The organism is Pseudomonas sp. ArH3a (genome assembly GCF_022648765.1).
Classification (GTDB): Bacteria; Pseudomonadota; Gammaproteobacteria; order Pseudomonadales; family Pseudomonadaceae; genus Aquipseudomonas.
Window position 1 is genome coordinate 6,512,145 of the sequence record NZ_CP080330.1, and the last position, 18,892, is coordinate 6,531,036.

Genomic DNA, 18,892 nt, shown 5'->3' on the forward strand with positions numbered 1-18,892 from the left:
CTACGAATGGAGGCTCTTCATGAGCGCTGTAATTACGCCTGCAGATTTCAACGACTACAAAGTCGCCGACATGTCCCTCGCTGCCTGGGGCCGTCGCGAAACCTTTATCGCCGAATCCGAAATGCCTGCCTTGATGGGCCTGCGCCGCAAGTACGCCGCAGAGCTTCCGCTCAAAGGCGCGAAGATCCTCGGCTGCATCCACATGACCATCCAGACTGCCGTACTGATCGAAACCCTGGTTGCCCTGGGCGCCGAAGTGCGTTGGTCGTCCTGCAACATTTTCTCGACTCAAGACCAGGCCGCTGCCGCTATCGCTGCTGCCGGTATCGCGGTTTATGCCTGGAAAGGCGAGACCGAAGAAGAGTACGAGTGGTGCCTGGAGCAAACCATCTTGAAAGATGGCAAGCCATGGGACGCCAACATGATCCTCGACGACGGCGGCGACCTGACCGAGCTGCTGCACAAGAAGTACCCGCAGATTCTCGACCGCGTCCACGGCGTGACCGAAGAAACCACCACCGGCGTGCACCGCCTGCTGGACATGCTGGCCAAGGGCGAGCTGAAAATCCCGGCCATCAACGTCAACGACTCGGTGACCAAGAGCAAGAACGACAACAAGTACGGCTGCCGTCACAGCCTGAACGATGCGATCAAGCGCGGTACCGACCACCTGCTGTCGGGCAAACAAGCCCTGGTGATCGGCTACGGTGACGTGGGCAAGGGTTCGTCCCAGTCCCTGCGTCAGGAAGGCATGATCGTTAAGGTCTCCGAAGTTGACCCGATCTGCGCCATGCAAGCCTGCATGGACGGTTTCGAAGTGGTTTCGCCGTTCATCGACGGCATCAACGACGGCACTGCAGCCAGCATCGACAAGGCCCTGCTGGGCAAGATCGACCTGATCGTGACCACCACCGGTAACGTCAATGTTTGCGACGCGAACATGCTCAAGGCCCTGAAAAAGCGCGCCGTGGTGTGCAACATCGGTCACTTCGACAACGAAATCGACACCGCTTTCATGCGCAAAAACTGGGCATGGGAAGAAGTGAAGCCACAGGTACACAAGGTTCACCGTACCGGTGCGGGTGATTTCGACCCACAGAACGACGACTACCTGATCCTGCTGGCTGAAGGCCGCCTGGTTAACCTGGGCAACGCCACCGGCCACCCAAGCCGCATCATGGACGGCTCGTTCGCCAACCAGGTACTGGCGCAAATCTTCCTGTTCGACCAGAAGTACGCCGACCTGTCGCCAGCCCAGAAAGCCGAGCGCCTGACCGTGGAAGTGCTGCCGAAGAAACTCGACGAAGAAGTGGCCCTGGAAATGGTCCGCGGCTTCGGCGGCGTGGTGACTCAACTGACCAAGACCCAGGCCGACTACATCGGCGTGACCGTCGAAGGTCCGTTCAAGCCGCACGCTTACCGCTACTGATCGGCCTAGTGCCAGCTTCCATAGGGGAGCTGGCTTTTGTGGGCGCTGGCTTGCCTGCGATAGCATCGCCTCGGTATGACTGAAACACCGAGGTGACTGCATCGCGGGCAAGCCCGCTCCCACACCGGTATTCTGAGTTTCCATAGGTACGACCATGTCCCAAGACCGTCGCTACAGCTTCGAGTTCTTCCCGACCAAGACCGATGCTGGGCATGAAAAACTGATGGCGACTGCCAAGCAGTTGGCCAGCTACAACCCCGACTTCTTCTCCTGCACCTACGGCGCCGGCGGCTCTACCCGTGATCGCACGATCAACACCGTGTTGCAGCTGGAAAGCGAAGTCAAAATTCCCGCCGCTCCGCACTTGTCGTGCGTAGGCGACAGCAAGGCCGACCTGCGCAGCCTGCTGACCCAGTACAAACAAGCCGGCATCAAGCGCATCGTCGCCCTGCGTGGTGACTTGCCGTCCGGCATGGGCATGGCCAGCGGCGAGCTGCGCTACGCCAATGACCTGGTGAGTTTCATCCGTGAAGAGAGCGGCGATCACTTCCATATCGAAGTGGCGGCTTACCCGGAGATGCACCCCCAGGCACGCAATTTCGAAGACGATCTGCAGAACTTCGTGCGCAAGGCCAACGCCGGCGCCAACAGCGCGATCACCCAGTACTTCTTCAACGCCGACAGCTACTTCTACTTCGTCGAGCGTGTACGGGCCATGGGTGTGAACATCCCGATCGTGCCGGGCATCATGCCGATCACCAACTACAGCAAGCTGGCGCGCTTCTCCGACGCTTGCGGTGCTGAAATCCCACGCTGGGTGCGCAAGCAACTGGAAGCCTATGGCGATGACGTCAAGAGCATCCAGGCATTCGGCGAGCAGGTTATCAGCCAGATGTGCGAACAACTGCTGCAAGGTGGCGCACCAGGGTTGCACTTCTACACCCTGAACCAGGCTGAGCCTAGCCTGGCCATCTGGAACAACCTCAAGCTGCCGCGCTAAGGCTTGCTCCGTTACTCAAGGGCCCTCGTCAATACGAGGGCCTTTTGGTTTTAAATACGCCACATCGACTCGCTCGCAAATGCTCGTGCCAGAGCTTCTCTTTAGCGCTCTAGCATCGTAACCTCAGGGTATGCCCGTCATTCTTAAGCTGTTGACCGCTGTGCTTTTTACTTGCCTGAGCTTCACCGCTTACGGCGAGAAATTGCGCATTGTCACCGAGCCCTGGGCACCTTATGTGTACGACGATAACGGCAGCATGCGCGGCCTGGATTATGAAACCACGGTGATCGTGTTCCAGCGCCTGGGCGTGGACGTGGAGTGGCAATTCCTGCCCTGGAAACGCTGCCTGGCCATGCTCGAGCAAGGCCACGCCGATGGCGCGCTGGACATTTTCCACAGCCATGAGCGCGACGCCCTGCTGCTTTACCCCAGCGAGCCGCTGTCGGACGTCGAGTTCGTACTGTTCTACGCCAACGACCGCCCTCACCCGGCCGAAACCCTCGACGACCTGCGCGGGCTGACTGTCGGCAATTCGCCGGGCTACCTGTATGGCGACGCCTTCAGCGACTCCACCCTGTTCAACCGCGAGCCGGCGCCCAGCCATGAAGCCAACTTCGGCAAACTGTCGCTGGGGCGTGTCGATCTGGTGATCACGGACCGCCGGGTCGGCCAGCATGTGATCAAGGCCATGGGCCTGGAAGGCAAGGTCAGCCAGGCGCCCCTCGTGGTCAGCCGCCAGCCGCAATTTCTCGCCGTGCGCCGTGGCGCGGGCATGGACCTGCTGGTGCAACGCTTCGCCGCCGAGCTCAAGCGCTTTAAACAAGAGCCCACCTACGCCGCCTTGAGCGCCAAATATGGCGGAATTCAAGCGATTACGGCCTCAGAACACACCGTTGAGCAGCAGGAAAGCGGCGCGCCGTGATTGCTCTGTTATACTCCGACCTTTCCGCCAGGCTCACGCCCGGCCGCTGAGGTCTTGAAAAAGGCACCTAACCTAGCTACTGCGCAGCTTTCAGCCCGCGCGAGCCAGTGGAGTGCCCGCCAGACGCAGCAGGACCGGACGGGGTTGCGCTCCCCTAAGCGCCATTCACGCCCGGCAAGATTATCCCTTTGGGCCAAGCCCTAACTAAAACAGGATTACTCATGTCCTTTGCTTCCCTCGGTCTCTCCGAGGCTTTAGTCCGCGCCATCGAGGCGGCGGGCTATACCGAGCCTACTCCGGTGCAACAGCGGGCCATTCCCGCCGTGTTGCAAGGTCGCGACCTGATGGTTGCGGCTCAGACAGGTACTGGTAAAACCGGTGGTTTCGCCCTCCCGATTCTGGAGCGCTTGTTCCCCAACGGTCACCCGGACAAATCCCAGCGTCACGGTCCGCGCCAACCGCGCGTACTGGTCCTGACCCCTACCCGCGAACTCGCCGCCCAAGTGCACGACAGCTTCAAGCTGTATGCCCGCGACTTGAAGTTCGTCAGCGCTTGCATCTTCGGCGGCGTCGGCATGAACCCACAGGTTCAGGCCATGTCCCGCGGTGTTGACGTGCTGGTCGCCTGCCCGGGTCGCTTGCTCGACCTGTGCGGCCAAGGCAGCGTTGACTTGTCCCACGTGGAAATCCTCGTGCTGGACGAAGCCGACCGTATGCTCGACATGGGCTTTGTCCATGACGTGAAAAAGGTCCTCGCGCGCCTGCCGGCCAAACGTCAGAACCTGCTGTTCTCGGCCACGTTCTCCAACGACATCACCGCTTTGGCGGGCAAGTTGTTGCACAACCCAGAGCGCATTGAAGTCACGCCGCCGAACACCACGGTTGAGCGTATCGAGCAGCGTGTCTTCCGCCTGGCCGCCAGCCACAAGCGTTCGCTGCTGGCCCACCTGATCACCGCAGGCGCCTGGGAACAGGTGCTGGTGTTCACCCGCACCAAGCACGGCGCCAACCGCCTGGCCGAGTACCTGGACAAGCACGGCCTCACCGCCGTCGCCATCCACGGCAACAAGAGCCAGAACGCGCGCACCAAAGCCCTGGCTGACTTCAAGGCCGGTGAAGTGCGCATCCTGGTTGCCACCGATATCGCCGCCCGCGGCCTGGATATCGACCAGTTGCCACACGTGGTCAACTTCGAACTGCCAAACGTCGACGAAGACTATGTGCACCGTATCGGCCGTACCGGCCGGGCTGGTCGTTCGGGCGAGGCCATTTCCCTGGTCGCACCGGACGAAGAAAAGCTGCTGAAAAGCATCGAGCGCATGACCAAGCAGAAAATCGCCGACGGCGACCTGATGGGCTTCGACTCAAGCGCCGTTGAGGCTGAGAAGCCTGAAGTGCGCGAGCGTCCGGATGTGCGCAACCCACGCAACCCACGCGGTCCGAAGGGCGATGGCCCGAACGGCGGCGGTGGTGGCGGTGGTCGTCGCGATAAGGGCAAAGACAAAGGCGGCAAGGAAAAAGCGCCTACCAACGGCCGTGGCGAACGCCCAGCCCGTGAGCAAAAGCCCCGTGAAGGCACCCCGGCCCGCGAACAGCGCCAGCCGAGCCAACCGCCACGCGCCACAGCCGACCGCGCGCCGGACGAGTTCCTCGACGACGACGTGGATAACTTCGGTAACCGCGTCGACTACGTGCCCCAGGCCAAGCCGGCCCAGGGCCGTGGCCGTCGTCCAGGTGCACCAGCGCCGGGCGCGGGCACAGGTTCCGGCGCTCCACGTGGCGGCCAGCCACAGGGCGGTCGTCAGAATGCTCCGCGCAACAGCAGCGGCGGCACCACCGGCACTCCGCCTGCCAAGCGCAGCGGTCCACGTAGCGGTGCGCCACGTGACGGCCAAGCTCGTCGCGACGATTCGCGCAGCAACAACCGCCGCCCAGCCCGTGATGAGCAGCCGAGTCTGTCCGAACCCGCCGTGCAGAACCCGCGCGGTGGCCCGGCGCCGAAGATCATCCACAAGGAGTCGAAAGCTGACCGCTTCCCGACACCTGAGCAGCTGGATCAGTTGCCAGGCCGCCCTCGTGGTGAAAAACCAGCGCTGCTCACCCGCAACCGCTGAGTTTTAGACGGCAAAAAAAACGCCCCGATTAATCGGGGCGTTTTTGCATCCGGCGGTTAAGTTATTGTTCAGTCGCGTCACCCGCCTTATGAAAAAGTTTGGCGAAGATCATCCAGCGCCCCTCAACTTTCATAAGATTCAAATAGTCGACCATTACATTATTGAACAAGCGCAGGCGCACCTTCACGATGGCCATTTCCGAGGACATCACGTCAATCATCAGCACTTCATCAAGTTGTGGAAAGCCGCCCTCATAGGGTGACTTACGGCCTTGAACCATGGCGCGATACTCAGCAAAAGGCCGCACAACCACGTCCGCATTCTGCGCGCTATAGAGCACGCAGCCACGGTGAAACACCTGATCGAACTTGTTCAAGTCCTGAGTTTGCAACACATCAAAGTAGTCTTTCAGAAACGCCTGAATTTCATCTATCACGATTCAAAACTCCCGATTTCAACACAGGGCTATTTAAATAAATAACCGGTCGCGCATTATCGTTAGTCCCTTTATTTCACGTATAGCGGCTATTATTGGGTTTTTATGTGAAAGGAATTCACACAATGAAACTCCCTCCTCTCGCCGCGTTACGAGCCTTCGAGGCATTGGCTCGACTGGGCAAGGTGAACCTGGCAGCGATTGAACTGCATGTGACCCACAGTGCGGTCAGCCACCAGATTCGCTCTCTCGAGGAATATTTGGGTATCGCCTTGGTGATGCGCAACAAACGCTCCCTGATACTGACTGATGAGGGACGTGTGTATGCCTACCAGATCAGGCAAGCACTGGGCGAGATCGCAGGCGTCACGGAAAAGCTCCTGGCGAAGACCAAGCACCCGCAACTGACCGTGTCGGTGCTGCCCTCCTATGCCATGCATTGGTTGCTGCCGCGTTTGCATGATTTCAGAAGCGCCCACCCCGAACTGCACCTGAGATTGGAGTCGGGCATGGAGTTCGCCAGCTTCGGGCAGGGCCCGCTCGACTGCGCCATCCGCTTCGGCCATGGGCAATGGCCCGATGTGCATTGCGAAACGCTGATGGATGACTCATTGCTGGTGGTCGCCGCGCGCGACTTCAATCACGGCGTGTTGCCCGACACTGCGCAAGCCATCTTGGAGCAGCCACTGCTGCACGCCAGTGAAAGCTGGCCAATTTGGCTCGGTGCAGCCGGCGCGGAAGAACAACGCCCTCAAGCCTCGCTGGAGTTCACCGACTCTACGTTGATGCTTGAAGCGGTCAGGCTGGGGTATGGCGTCGCGCTGACCCGCCGCTCGATTGCTCACTCACTGATTCAACGTGGGGACTTGGTCAGGCTCACCGATATCGAACCGGTGCACACTTCACGCTACTTTCTGGTCTGGCCGGTCGGCAGTAAACATTCAGCGCAGTTAACCTCGCTGCACACCTGGCTCAAAGAGCAAGTGGTGATCTATAAGGCCAGTTTATAAGCAGGCAGACAGTAAAACGCCGACCCTGAGGTCGGCGTTTTGAGTGTGAAGCAGCGAAAGTAATTACTTCGCTTTGACACCTTCCAGCGAGATGTCCAGGTCCACGGTCTGGGAAGTCGGGCCTGGGCCTTTGACGCCGAAGTCGTTCAGGTTCAGCGTGGTGGTGGCGTTGAAGCCAGCACGTTCGCCGCCCCATGGGTCTTTGCCTTCACCGTTGAAAGTGGCCTTGAAGGTCACAGGTTTGGTCACGCCATGAAAGGTCAGGTCGCCGGTCACGTCAGCAGTTTTTTCGCCGGTTGATTTAACCGCGGTAGACACGAACTTGGCATCAGCGAACTTGGCGACGTCCAGGAAATCTTTGCTGGCGATGTGCTTGTCACGCTCTGCGTGGTTGGACCACAGGCTGGCGGTTTTCACGTCGACGGCGATTTTGCTGGCTTCAGGCTTGGCGGCATCCCAGCTGAACGAACCATCCCAGTCCTTGAAGGTACCGTGGATGAAGCTGTAGCCAAGGTGGCTGATTTTCCAGTCGATGAAGGCGTGCTGGCCTTCCTTATCGATCTTGTAGTCAGCGGCCATGACCTGACCTGCAGACAGCAGAGCAGTACCAAGTGCCAGAGCAGCGAGAGTCTTTTTCAACATGCTTTCTATTCCTTATGAGTCGAGGTTGAACATCAGGCTTTGCGCCCCAGCATTCGGTTGAGGGTCGCATCACGATCGATAAAGTGGTGTTTCAACGCAGCCACGCCGTGCAAACCGGCGAAGACCACCAACACCCAGGCGAGGTACAGGTGCACCACGCCGGCGGTGTCTGCCTGGTCCGGTAGCCCGGAAACCACGGCAGGGATTTCAAACAGGCCAAATACCGGAATACCGACACCGTCTGCGGTGGAAATCAGGTAACCGGCAATCATCACGGCAAACAGCCCGAGATAAAGAAAAACATGGCCAAACGCGGCCCCCATGCGGGTCAAGCGGCTGTAACTGGCCAGCGGTGGTGGCGGTGGGCTGACCAGACGCCAGACGATGCGCACCAGCATGATGGCGAACAGCGTGATGCCAATGCTCTTGTGCAGGTCGGGCGCGTCTTTGCGCCAGGCGCTGTAGTAGTCGAGACCGACCATCCACAGGCCCAAGGCGAACAAACTGAACACCACCAGGGCCACACCCCAGTGCAAAACCATACTGACCCAGCCATAGCGGGCCGGTGAATTACGTAGCTGCATGTCCCAAATCCCGTAAGAACTGTGCCCAAGACTAGCGATTTACCTATCGAATTAAAGCTCAAAATTTCGCTTTGAAATATCGAGAAATACGATCAAGAGGTTATGCACAGTACGTTAACAATGGATTAAGGACTATTGCTAAGAAACGTGACAGACCGTCCTGCGTTTACTACGAATTTATCCGTAATGGGTTGTGACACAGCCGACCATTGCATAGGCTTGCGCGATTGTTTCACCTGCGCAGGCCGCAGGACCGCTTCGAGGAGATAGACGATGGGCTTGAACAACCAGTGGATGCAACGCGACCTCGCGGTGCTGTGGCATCCCTGCACCCAGATGAAAGACCACCAGCAATTGCCGCTGATCCCGATCAAACGCGGTGAAGGCGTATGGCTGGAAGACTTCGAAGGCAAGCGCTACCTCGACGCCGTCAGTTCCTGGTGGGTCAATGTGTTCGGCCACGCCAACCCGCGCATCAACCAACGCATCAAAGATCAAGTTGATCAGCTGGAACACGTGATCCTCGCCGGTTTCAGCCACCAGCCGGTGATCGAGCTGTCCGAGCGCTTGGTCAAAATGACGCCCGAAGGCCTGACCCGCTGCTTCTATGCCGATAACGGTTCGTCGTGCATCGAAGTCGCGCTGAAGATGAGCTTTCACTACTGGCTCAACCGCGGCCTGCCGAACAAAAAGCGCTTCGTGACCCTGACCAACGGCTACCACGGCGAAACTATCGCCGCGATGTCGGTGGGCGACGTGCCGCTGTTTACTGAAACCTACAAAGCACTGCTGCTGGACACTATTAAAGTGCCCAGCCCGGATTGCTACCTGCGCCCCGAGGGCATGAGCTGGGAAGAGCACTCGCGCAACATGTTCCTGGCCATGGAACAGACCCTGGCCGAGAACCACGACAGCGTCGCCGCCGTTATCCTCGAACCGCTGATCCAAGGCGCCGGCGGCATGCGCATGTACCACCCGGTGTACCTCAAGCTGCTGCGTGAAGCCTGCGACAAATACGGCGTGCACCTGATACACGACGAAATCGCCGTGGGCTTTGGCCGCACCGGCACGATGTTCGCCTGTGAACAGGCCGGCATCCGCCCGGATTTCCTGTGCTTATCCAAAGCCCTCACCGGCGGCTATTTGCCGCTGGCGGCGGTGGTCACCACCGACGATGTCTACGACGCTTTCTACGACGACTACCCAACCCTGCGCGCCTTCCTGCACTCCCACAGCTACACCGGCAACCCGCTGGCGTGTGCCGCGGCGCTGGCGACCCTGGATATTTTCGAAGAAGACAACGTCATCGAAAACAACAAGGCCCTGGCCCAGCGCATGGCCACGGCCACCGCACACCTGGTGGACCACCCGCACGTGTCGGAAGTGCGCCAGACCGGCATGGTGCTGGCCATCGAGATGGTGCAGGACAAAGCCACCAAGACCGCCTACCCGTGGCAGGAGCGCCGTGGCCTGAAGGTGTTCGAACACGCGTTGGAGCGCGGCGCACTGTTGCGGCCGTTGGGCAGCGTGGTGTATTTCCTGCCGCCGTATGTGATCACACCGGAGCAGATCGACTTTCTGGCCGAAGTGGCCAGCGAAGGCATCGATATCGCCACCAACAGTAAAGTCAGCGTTGCGGTGCCCAAAGACTTCCACCCAGGCTTCCGCGATCCAGGCTGACGGTCCCTACCTGATCGTTCCCACGCTCTGCGTGGGAATGCAGCCCAAGACGCTGCGCGTCCGCTGTGCACAACCTTCTCCAGAGAACAGAAATGAGACTGTCCCGCTTTTTCACCGACACCCCGCTGAGCCTCGGCGAGCACGAACTGCCCGAAGCCCAGGCGCACTACATCAGCCGCGTATTGCGCATGGGCGAAGGCGATGCCGTGCAACTGTTTGACGGCTCCGGCCAGGAGTTTTCGGGCACGTTGCTGGAGGTTGGTAAAAAACGCGTCAGCGTGCAACTCACCGAAAGCTTCGCAGGCCAGACCGAATCGCCCCTGCACATCCACCTCGGCCAGGGCTTGTCCCGGGGCGAGCGGATGGATTGGGCGATCCAGAAAGCCACCGAACTGGGCGTGAATGAAATCACGCCGATCTTCAGCGACCGCTGCGAAGTACGCCTCAAGGACGAACGCGCCGACAAACGCCTGCTGCACTGGCGCCAGGTGGCAATCAGTGCGTGTGAGCAATGCGGGCGTTCAACGGTGCCGGTGATTCACCCGCCGCTGCTGCTGGCGGACTGGTTAAAGCAGGCCGAGGCCGATTTGAAACTGGTGCTGCACCCAGTGGCCGAGCCGATGATCAGCCATGCCAAGCCTGCGAGCCTGGCGTTCCTGATCGGGCCTGAAGGTGGGTTGACCGATAACGAAGTCCAAACTGCCCAAGGCGCCGGTTTCCACGCCGCCCGCCTCGGCCCGCGGGTGCTGCGCACTGAAACAGCGCCAGTGGTGGCGCTGGCCGTCGCACAGCAACTCTGGGGCGACTTCTAGCCCTGCCGTGTGAACCCCATTCAACTGTGGGAGCTGGCTTGCCTGCTCCCACATTTTGAACCGGGCTGTCAGTCCACCGGATCACTGACCGGCTTGGCAATAATCGCCTTCAACTCAGCCGTCATCGGGAATTCCAGGTTCAAGCCCTTGGGCGGAATCGGCTGTTCAAACCAACGCTGGTAAATTCCGTTGATCTCCCCGGAGCGATACAGGTCGCCGAGTGTTTCGTTGACCACCGCGAGAAACTGCGGGTCGTCCTTGCGCACCATGCAACTGTAGATCTCCCGCGACTGCTCCTTGCCCACCACCACCCAGCGATGCGGGTCACGCGCCTTGGCGCGCTCGCCGTAGAGCAACGCGTCATCCATGTAAAACGCCACCGCACGTCCGGTCTCGAGCATCTTGAAGGCTTCGCCGTGGTCCTTGGCGCTGATCACAAACATATTGGCCTTGTGTTCGGCGTTATAGCTCTTCAGAAAGCGTTCGTTAGTGGTGCCGGCGGTGGTCACCACATTCTTGCCTTTGAGGTCTTCAAAGCCTTGAATCCCGCTGTCCTTGGCGGTCAGCAACTGGCCCTTCACGTAGATAAACCCGTACGAAAACGCCACCTGCTTCTGCCGCTCGGCGGTCACGCCGGTGGAGCCGCATTCCAGGTCCACCGTGCCGTTTTGCACCAGCGGGATACGGGTTTGGGAAGTCACCAGGTTGTACTTCACGCCGAGGTTGGCCAGCCCGGTTTTCTGCTGGACACGCTCGACGATCTTGCTCGCCAGGTCGACCGAATAGCCCATGGGCTTGCCGCTGTGATCCCCAACGTAGGAGAACGGCACCGACGCATCGCGATAACCCAAGGTGATGGACTTGGCACTGGCGATCTTGCTCAACGTGCCGTCCAGCGGGGTTTCAGTCGCCTGAACCTGGGCGCCAAACAAAAGCCCCAGGGTGCAGCCGGTCAACAGGATTTTTTTCATTGTTATTCTCCGTTGGTCTTGCGGTTATTTACGGATAGCAATCACGCTGATTTCCACCAGCACAGTCGGGCGCGCCAGTTCTGCCTGCAAGGTCGTGCGCGTGGGCGCCATGCCTGGCGACAGCCACGCGGCCCACACTGCATTCATCGGCGCAAAACCGTCACCGATGTTTTTCAGGTAAATCGTTGCGTTGAGCAGGTGATCCTTATCACTGCCGGCTTGCGCCAGCAATGCATCGATCTTGGCCAATACTTCGCGGGTTTGCGTGGCCACATCCTGGCCCTCACCCGGCACCTGGCCCGAAAGAAACACCAGGTCCTTGAAGGTGACGGCGCCAGATAGGCGCTCATTGCTGCTGATTCGGTTGATGGTCATGGCTGCATCCTCAAGCGGCGCGGGGCGTCAGGCCCTGCATATCAATGGAAGGAACGTGCTGGCCGATCAACTCGGCCAGCAGTTGGCCGCTGCCGCAGGCCAAGGTAAAGCCGAGCGCGCCGTGGCCCAGGTTCAGCCACAGGTTGCGATAAGCACTGGCGCCAATCAGCGGCACCCCGGTTGGCGTGGCGGGGCGCATGCCGGCCCATTCGACAGCGTGGGCATAGTCGCCGGCATGGGGAAACGTCTCCAGCGCCTGGCGTTTGATCAGCGCCAGGCGCTTGGGCTCAAGGCTCGCGTCAAAGCCGACGATATCGACCATGGCGGCCACACGCAGCTGCTCGCCAATCCGCGCATAAACAATCTTGCGGTCATAGTCGGTGATGCTCACGCTCGGCGCCTGGTGCTGCGCCCCAATCGGCACGCTCAGGCTGTAGCCCTTGAGCGGATACAGCGGCAGCGACAGGCCAGGCAACCCCAACTGCGCACTGCGATGCCCGGCCGCCAGTACCACGTGTTCCACCGGCAGCACTTCATCGCCGAGCACGATGGCCTGCACCGCACCGTCGGCGTGGCGGATTTGCGTGACCTTGCGCCCCAGCAAAAAGGTGCAAAGCCCCGAGGCCTCAAGCCGCGCGGCCAGCCGCTGGCAGAAGGCATGACAGTCCGCGACTTCTTCATTGGGCGTGTAGATGCCACCGACAAAATCACCGCCCGCCAACGCCGGTTCCAGGCACGCGCAGTCGGCGGCCAACAGCACCTGCTGCTGCAGAATATCGGTGACCCTGCTGCGTGCCTTGTCGAAAGTACCAGCGCTGCGAAAGGTCACCAGCTTGCCGTTGCGCCGCCAGTCGAAGTCGCCCAGGCGGTCATCCTCGCGCCACTGTTGCAAGGTGGCCTGGCTCAAGGACGCCAGGCGCAGCAGGTGAGCGGCATTACGCTGGTTCACCGAGCCACGGCAGGCGCCGAGAAACGCCGCCATCCAGCGCCATTGCTGCGGGTCGAGGCGCGGGCGCAGCTTCAGCGGCGAATCACCACGCAGCAGCCAGCCAAGGGCTTGCAGCGGCACGCCTTTATCGGCCAACGGCGCGACGTAGCGGTAGGACAATTGCCCACCGTTGGCGAAACTGGTCTCGCTGCCCAGGCTGTCGCGCGCCTCGATCACCGTTACCGCGTGCCCGGCACGCACCAGCGCGTAGGCAGTCGCCAAGCCGATGACGCCACCGCCGATGATGCAAATGCGCTTGGCCATCCCCGCCCCCTACCGTTGAATGAATAGGCCTCAAGCGTAGGGCCAGGTGACAGGCCCGCGACAATGAATAAAGATGGGTCACCTATAAACAAAGGTTATGGACGTGCCATGCGCTTACGTCATATCGAAATCTTCCAGGCTATCCGCCAAACCGGCTCGGTCAGCGCCGCCGCGCAGTTGCTGCACGTCTCGCAACCGGCGGTGACCAAAGTGTTGCAGCACGCCGAGCTGCAATTGGGTTTCCCGCTGTTTCTGCGCGTGCGCGGCAAGTTGCAGCCCACCCCGGAAGCCCTGGCGCTGGAAAGCGAAGTCGAGAAAGTCACACAGAGCCTGCAAGGTGTGCGGCGCCTGGCCAAGAGCTTGCGCCGCGAGCCAGGCCAGAGCGTGCGCATAGGCGCCATTCCGGCGCTGGCCCTGTCGCTGCTGCCGCCGGCGATTCTGGAGTGGACGCGCGACTACCCGGACATCGCCTGCGAGCTGTCCAGCGACCACAGCCGCGAGTTGGTACAGAAGCTGTTGATGCGTGAGATCGACCTGGCACTGACCCTCAACTTCTCCGGCCACCCCGGCTTGACCACGCAAGTGTTGGCCAATGGGGTGTTGGTGGCGTTGGCTTCAAAAGGCTATTGGCCGCAGGCGCAATTGCACCAACCACTGCCACTGGCCGATCTGGCGGGGGCGCCGTTGATTGGCTTGTCCAGCGCCGACCCGTTGGCGGCCAAACTCGACAGTTACCTGGAAAATGTCGACCCGCCGCCGCGGGTGACCATTTCCGTACAGACCTATTCCCTGGCCCGGGCCATGGTGGAGTCCGGCGCCGGTTTGACCGTGATCGACCCGTTCACCGCCCTCGGCGCGTCGACGGCCACTACCTGCATCCGTACGCTTACCCCGCCGCTGCCGATCACCCTGTACGCGCTGACCCGCGCCGATGAACCGCCGCCGCATATGCTGGCGAACCTGCTGCAGATTTTCGGCAAGCGCGCGCGTGAACTGCTGGAACGCTTATGAGAACACCACAAAACTAATGTGGGAGCGGGCTTGCTCGCGAATGCGGCGTGTCAGCCACTTCATCCGTCACTGATACACTGAAGTGCGCCCCAGAAGTTGGACACCCGTCCAACTCCTGAGGCTTTTCATGAGCAAATACACGACGCAGTTCAAGCTTTCCGCCATTACCACTTTCCTTGAACAGGGCCGAGGCTTTCGCCGCATAGCCGCTCAATTTCAAATGGATCCCACCTTGCTTCGTCGTTGGGTGGAGGCTTACCGATTACATGGCGAAGCCTGTCTAAGCAGAACCGGCGAACGCTACAGTCCCTTGTTCAAGTTTTCAGTGCTGCAACGCATGTGGCGCGACTCCTTATCTTTGCGCCGCGCAGCGGCGCTCTTCAACCTGGGTAACTCAAGCCAGGTGGGCAGATGGCAACAGCAGTATTACAGTGGCGGTATTGAAGCCCTGGAGTCAGGGAAAAAAGGATCGATTACCGCTATGCCCAAGCCGCCTTCTAAACCGCGTAAAACTACCACCCCACTCACCGACGCACAGCTTGCACACAAGGCATTACTCGATGAACTGCAGTATTTGCGCATGGAGAACGCCTACCTAAAAAAGCTTGGAGAGTTGGGCGAGGCGGTGATGAGGCGAGAGAGAGAAGCGAAGAAAAAGCCCGATTAGTCACTGAGCTCAAACAAGCTTTCCCCTTGAGTGATTTGCTCAAGCTGGTAGGTCTTGCGCGAAGTACGTACTACTACCAACTCAAGGCGATGGGCGTTGCGGACCGGTTTATCTCGATCAAAGCCTCTATCCAGACTATCCAAGACGAGAATGAGGGCCGCCTTGGTTACCGTCGGATGACTTTAGAGCTACGTAAGCAAACGCCGTTGATCAACGGTAAAACGGTACGACGGCTGATGGGAGAGTTAGGCCTGAAATGCACAGTGCGACCGAAAAAATACAAATCGTATAAAGGGCCAATGGGAGAGGTATCGCCCAATATCCTGGCTCGTCAGTTCGAAGCTGAGCAACCAAATCAGAAATGGGTAACCGATGTCACCGAGTTCAAAGTGGCCGGCAAAAAGCTGTATCTGTCCCCAGTACTGGACTTGTACAACGGAGAGATTGTGGCCTATAAGACCGCCGTCCGCCCCCAATACGCCTTGGTAGGCGACATGCTGGAGCTTGCCCTTGAGCGCTTGCCCGAAGGCGCCAAACCCATGCTGCACTCGGATCAGGGCTGGCACTATCGACACTCAAAGTATCGGGAAAAACTGGAAAAAGCTGGGTTGGAACAGAGCATGTCTCGCAAAGGGAACTGCTATGACAACGCCACAATGGAAAGCTTTTTCGGTACCCTGAAGTCGGAGTTTTACTATCGGGAAAGCTTCGACAGCGTTGCTCAGCTGCAGGCCGGGCTGGATAAGTACATCCATTACTACAACCATAAGCGAATCAAAACGAAGCTTGGCGGACTGAGCCCTGTGGCTTACAGAACCCGGTCCGCGGTAGCCTAACCATTAGCTGTCCAACTTTTGGGGCGCACTTCAACACCGCATTCGCGAGCACGCCCGCTCCCACATTTTTTAACCGCGTTGCCTGTTACAGCACGTAATGCATGATCGCCACAAAATGCAGCACGCTGCCGCCGATCACGAACAAGTGCCAGATCCCATGGGAATGGCGCATACGATCTTCCAGGGCAAAAAAGATGATGCCCACGGTGTACAACACCCCGCCCGAGGCCAGCCACACAAAGCCCGCCGTACCCAACGCGGCAAGCAGCGGCTTGACCGCCACCAGCACGATCCAGCCCATCACCGCGTAGATCACAATCGACAGAATGCGCGCCTCGGAGCGCGGCTTGATCTCTTGCAGGATGCCAATCACCGCCAGCCCCCACACGATCCCGAACAGCGTCCACCCCCACGGCCCGCGCAGCGTCACCAGGCAAAACGGCGTGTAGCTGCCGGCGATCAGCAGGTAGATCGAAAAGTGGTCGACCTTCTGCATGATCGCTTTTCGCCGCCCGCGCACGCTGTGGTACACGGTGGACGCGCTGTACAGCACCAGCAGCGTAAAGCCATAAATCGCCACGCTGACGATCTTCCAGGGGCTGCCGTCCAGGCTCGCCACCACCAACATCCACACTGCCCCCACAAAAGCTGCAACCGCCCCGAACAAATGGCTCCAGGCGTTGAATCGTTCCCCGTGATACATGTGTCACTCACCTCGAATAACGGTTACCACTTGGTTGTGCTACCTGCATTCTGACGCGCTGGGCGGCTCGGCAGGTAACAACCTTTTCTTCATTTTCCCAAACGCATACGCCGATAGATGATTCGCTTCATGCCTGGGCCCCAACTTCGCCAACGTCGGCATTCTCTTCGGCCGACGCCTGCTTAGTTTGGCGGGTGCGGTTGTGACCGTGTGCAGGCGGTACCTGTTCCCCCCATTGATCACCGCGTGCGCAGGTTTGGCCTATGCCAAGTGGCGGTGCAGTGCATGGCTGGGAGCAAACTGGTTTTAGAGGCACAATCGACGGCATTCAAATAAGAGCCACGGCCATGCTGATCGACGAAGAATTCACCCTCAAGAAGCTCGAGATCTTCCTGGCGTTCATGCGCACCGGCAACCTGGCCCGCGCCGCCGCCGAGCTGCAAACCAGCAACGTCAGCGTGCACCGCGCCATCCACTCGCTGGAAAACGCGCTGCGCTGCCCCTTGTTCAAACACGAAGGGCGCAACCTCACCCCGCTGGAAAGCGCTTACGTGTTGGAGGAACGCGCGCAAAAGCTGGTGGCCGACGTGGTCGACAGCGTGCGCCTGACCCGCGAAGCTGCGGGCTTTTCAGCTGAGCGCTTCAAGCTCGGCTCGCTGTATTCGCTGACGGTCAAAACCGTACCGCAGCTGATCATGGGCCTGAAAATCCGTCGCAGCGAACTTAATATCGACCTGATCCTGGGCTCCAACTTCGACCTGCTCTACAAGCTCAAGAACATGGAAGTGGACGCGATCCTGATCTCCTTCGACGAACGCGCCAACGACCCTGATTGCGAACAGATCGCGCTATTCACCGACGACATATTCCTCGCCACGCCGGCCGATTCACCCTTCGACCGCGAACAGGAAATCGACCTGGCCGACGTGCGCGACGCGACCTTCATCACCCTCACCCAAGGCTTCGCCACCCATCAGGATGGCAACCGGGTGTTCAAGCAGGCGGGGTTTGAGCCGAAGGTGGCGATGCAGGTCAATGACATCTTCACGCTGCTGAGCATGGTCAGTTCTGGCGTGGGTTATGCGCTGCTGCCGGGGCGGATTGCGGCGGTGTATGAGAACCGCGTGAAGCTGATACCGCTGCAACCCAGGTATCGGTTGCAGCAGCATATTGGCGTGGCGTTTTTGAAGGCCAAGGAGCGCGACCCGAATTTGCTGGCGCTGTTGGCCGAGTGTCGGATGTATGCCAATCGGGGCGGCTAACCCACCAAGCCACGCATGATCAGAAACAACAACGACGGCCCCAGCAAACACCCCAGCGCCGTATAAAACGCGGCTGTGAGGCAGCCATACGGCACCAGTTTCGGATCGGTTGCCGCTAACCCGCCGGCCACGCCGCTGGACGTACCCATCAAACCTCCGAAAATCACTGCGCTGCGAGGGTTGTTAAGGCCGATAAACGGCGCCACGAACGGCGTCATGACCATCACCAGAATCGCCTTGATCAACCCCGCGGCAATGGACAGCGCCATCACCTCGGAGCTGGCGCCAATCGCCGCACCGGTGACCGGCCCGACAATATAAGTCACGGCGCCAGCACCGATCGTGGTCAGACTCACCGCATCGGTATAACCGAACGCCATGGCCACGCCGACCCCGGCGATAAACGATGAACCCACGCCGACAAACAGTGCCAGCACACCGGCATAGCCGGCGCGTTTGAGCTCATCGACACTCACCCCAAACGCCGTGGCGACAATCGCAAAGTCCCGCAGCATTGCACCGCCCAACAGGCCGATGCCCGACAGCAACGGAATATCCACCACCCCTTTGGAGCCACCGGTAAATGCGCCACCGACATAGGACAGCGCCAGCCCAAGCAAAATAGCGATGGCCGAGCCGTGCAGACGGCCTTTGGTAAAGTTATTGGAGATCCAGTAGGACACCCACATGGTCAGGCCGATCACGGCAAAACCACTGATCAGGCCGTAGCCGGTGATCACTTTCATCATCGATTCGTACATGACGATCACCCGGCTTCTTTGGTGGGAACAACCGCGCGCGGCTCACGGTTGCCGATGCGTGACAGCAGCGGCACTAAGGCAAAGCCCAGCACCACTGCAAGCGTGCCAGCCAGAATCGCCATAGGGCCGCCCTTGATCGCGCCGTAGACGTTTTGCTGGGCCGCCATGGCGACCACAATAGGAATGTAAATCGCCGCCCAGAACGTCAGGCCCTGCTCGGACTTGCCGACAAACAGGCCGCGTTTTTGCAAATAACTGCCCAGGCCGATCAGCAACAACATGGCGATACCCACGCCACCAACGTTGGCTGGGATGCCCAGTAACTTACCCAGCACCTCGCCCACAAACAGCCCCACCAGCGTACAAAACGCTAGAAACGCTACACCGTAAATAATCATCGTGTTTTTCCTCAAAGTGCTTCATCG

At 59.7% G+C, this 18,892-nt stretch carries 18 protein-coding genes and 1 pseudogene; 10 read left to right on the top strand and 9 right to left on the bottom strand.

What is annotated here, in order from left to right:
- Positions 1 to 19: 19 nt before the first annotated feature.
- From ahcY to K0P33_RS30065, 4 genes are all read left to right on the top strand, one after another.
- Positions 20 to 1,429 (top strand): adenosylhomocysteinase, encoded by a 1,410-nt coding sequence (gene ahcY / locus K0P33_RS30050; RefSeq protein ID WP_094949121.1) that lies wholly within the window; start codon positions 20 to 22, stop codon positions 1,427 to 1,429.
- Between the two features lie 154 nt (positions 1,430 to 1,583).
- Positions 1,584 to 2,429, top strand: a complete 846-nt coding sequence (gene metF, locus K0P33_RS30055) for a methylenetetrahydrofolate reductase [NAD(P)H] (protein ID WP_242153206.1) — start codon at positions 1,584 to 1,586, stop codon at positions 2,427 to 2,429.
- Between the two features lie 130 nt (positions 2,430 to 2,559).
- On the top strand, positions 2,560 to 3,351 hold the full coding sequence (locus tag K0P33_RS30060; protein ID WP_094949123.1) for a transporter substrate-binding domain-containing protein: 792 nt from the start codon (positions 2,560 to 2,562) through the stop codon (positions 3,349 to 3,351).
- A gap of 221 nt (positions 3,352 to 3,572) precedes the next feature.
- A complete protein-coding gene (locus K0P33_RS30065) occupies positions 3,573 to 5,465 on the top strand; it encodes a DEAD/DEAH box helicase (RefSeq protein ID WP_094949124.1) in 1,893 nt (630 codons plus the stop codon).
- 61 nt (positions 5,466 to 5,526) lie between these two features.
- Here K0P33_RS30065 and K0P33_RS30070 read toward each other — a convergent pair whose 3' ends face one another.
- On the bottom strand, positions 5,527 to 5,901 hold the full coding sequence (locus tag K0P33_RS30070) for a nuclear transport factor 2 family protein (protein WP_218193655.1): 375 nt from the start codon (positions 5,899 to 5,901) through the stop codon (positions 5,527 to 5,529).
- A 125-nt stretch (positions 5,902 to 6,026) separates the two neighbouring features.
- On the opposite strand from K0P33_RS30070, the gene K0P33_RS30075 reads away from it, so the two are divergent.
- Positions 6,027 to 6,911: a LysR substrate-binding domain-containing protein gene (locus tag K0P33_RS30075; protein WP_094949126.1), complete on the top strand. Its 885-nt coding sequence runs from the start codon at positions 6,027 to 6,029 to the stop codon at positions 6,909 to 6,911.
- A 63-nt stretch (positions 6,912 to 6,974) separates the two neighbouring features.
- Here the strand turns inward: K0P33_RS30075 and K0P33_RS30080 are convergent, their stop codons facing one another.
- A complete protein-coding gene (locus K0P33_RS30080) occupies positions 6,975 to 7,553 on the bottom strand; it encodes a YceI family protein (RefSeq protein WP_094949127.1) in 579 nt (192 codons plus the stop codon).
- Between the two features lie 32 nt (positions 7,554 to 7,585).
- Positions 7,586 to 8,137 carry a cytochrome b gene (locus tag K0P33_RS30085; protein ID WP_094949128.1) on the bottom strand — a complete coding sequence of 184 codons (552 nt, stop codon included), beginning with the start codon at positions 8,135 to 8,137 and terminating at the stop codon, positions 7,586 to 7,588.
- A gap of 273 nt (positions 8,138 to 8,410) precedes the next feature.
- Here K0P33_RS30085 and K0P33_RS30090 point away from each other — a divergent pair, with 273 nt between their 5' ends.
- Together K0P33_RS30090 and K0P33_RS30095 are read left to right on the top strand one after the other, a co-directional pair.
- Positions 8,411 to 9,817, top strand: coding sequence for an adenosylmethionine--8-amino-7-oxononanoate transaminase (locus K0P33_RS30090; RefSeq protein ID WP_242153210.1), 1,407 nt, complete (start codon positions 8,411 to 8,413; stop codon positions 9,815 to 9,817).
- Positions 9,818 to 9,909: 92 nt separating this feature from the next.
- Positions 9,910 to 10,629: a 16S rRNA (uracil(1498)-N(3))-methyltransferase gene (locus K0P33_RS30095; protein ID WP_242153214.1), complete on the top strand. Its 720-nt coding sequence runs from the start codon at positions 9,910 to 9,912 to the stop codon at positions 10,627 to 10,629.
- Positions 10,630 to 10,697: 68 nt separating this feature from the next.
- Here the strand turns inward: K0P33_RS30095 and K0P33_RS30100 are convergent, their stop codons facing one another.
- From K0P33_RS30100 to K0P33_RS30110, 3 genes are read right to left on the bottom strand one after another with little or no spacing between them, the layout of a single operon-like run.
- Entirely contained in the window at positions 10,698 to 11,600 is a 903-nt protein-coding gene (locus tag K0P33_RS30100) for a transporter substrate-binding domain-containing protein (protein WP_242153216.1), read from the bottom strand.
- Between the two features lie 24 nt (positions 11,601 to 11,624).
- A complete protein-coding gene (locus K0P33_RS30105) occupies positions 11,625 to 11,975 on the bottom strand; it encodes a RidA family protein (RefSeq protein WP_094949132.1) in 351 nt (116 codons plus the stop codon).
- A gap of 10 nt (positions 11,976 to 11,985) precedes the next feature.
- Positions 11,986 to 13,227: a D-amino acid dehydrogenase gene (locus K0P33_RS30110; protein WP_242153219.1), complete on the bottom strand. Its 1,242-nt coding sequence runs from the start codon at positions 13,225 to 13,227 to the stop codon at positions 11,986 to 11,988.
- A gap of 108 nt (positions 13,228 to 13,335) precedes the next feature.
- Here K0P33_RS30110 and K0P33_RS30115 point away from each other — a divergent pair, with 108 nt between their 5' ends.
- Positions 13,336 to 14,238, top strand: a complete 903-nt coding sequence (locus K0P33_RS30115) for a LysR family transcriptional regulator (protein ID WP_094949134.1) — start codon at positions 13,336 to 13,338, stop codon at positions 14,236 to 14,238.
- 127 nt (positions 14,239 to 14,365) lie between these two features.
- A pseudogene (locus K0P33_RS30120) lies at positions 14,366 to 15,741 on the top strand (IS3 family transposase).
- An 85-nt stretch (positions 15,742 to 15,826) separates the two neighbouring features.
- Here the strand turns inward: K0P33_RS30120 and K0P33_RS30125 are convergent.
- A complete protein-coding gene (locus tag K0P33_RS30125) occupies positions 15,827 to 16,444 on the bottom strand; it encodes a hemolysin III family protein (protein ID WP_094949135.1) in 618 nt (205 codons plus the stop codon).
- A 347-nt stretch (positions 16,445 to 16,791) separates the two neighbouring features.
- Between K0P33_RS30125 and K0P33_RS30130 the strand changes: the two genes are divergently transcribed.
- Positions 16,792 to 17,706 (top strand): LysR substrate-binding domain-containing protein, encoded by a 915-nt coding sequence (locus K0P33_RS30130; RefSeq protein WP_242153223.1) that lies wholly within the window; start codon positions 16,792 to 16,794, stop codon positions 17,704 to 17,706.
- Here the strand turns inward: K0P33_RS30130 and madM are convergent.
- Together madM and madL are read right to left on the bottom strand one after the other, a co-directional pair.
- Positions 17,703 to 18,467: a malonate transporter subunit MadM gene (gene madM, locus K0P33_RS30135; protein WP_094949235.1), complete on the bottom strand. Its 765-nt coding sequence runs from the start codon at positions 18,465 to 18,467 to the stop codon at positions 17,703 to 17,705. The two genes, K0P33_RS30130 and madM, sit on opposite strands and share 4 nt — an antisense overlap.
- Positions 18,468 to 18,472: 5 nt before the next feature.
- Entirely contained in the window at positions 18,473 to 18,865 is a 393-nt protein-coding gene (gene madL, locus K0P33_RS30140) for a malonate transporter subunit MadL (protein ID WP_094949137.1), read from the bottom strand.
- Positions 18,866 to 18,892: the final 27 nt, after the last annotated feature.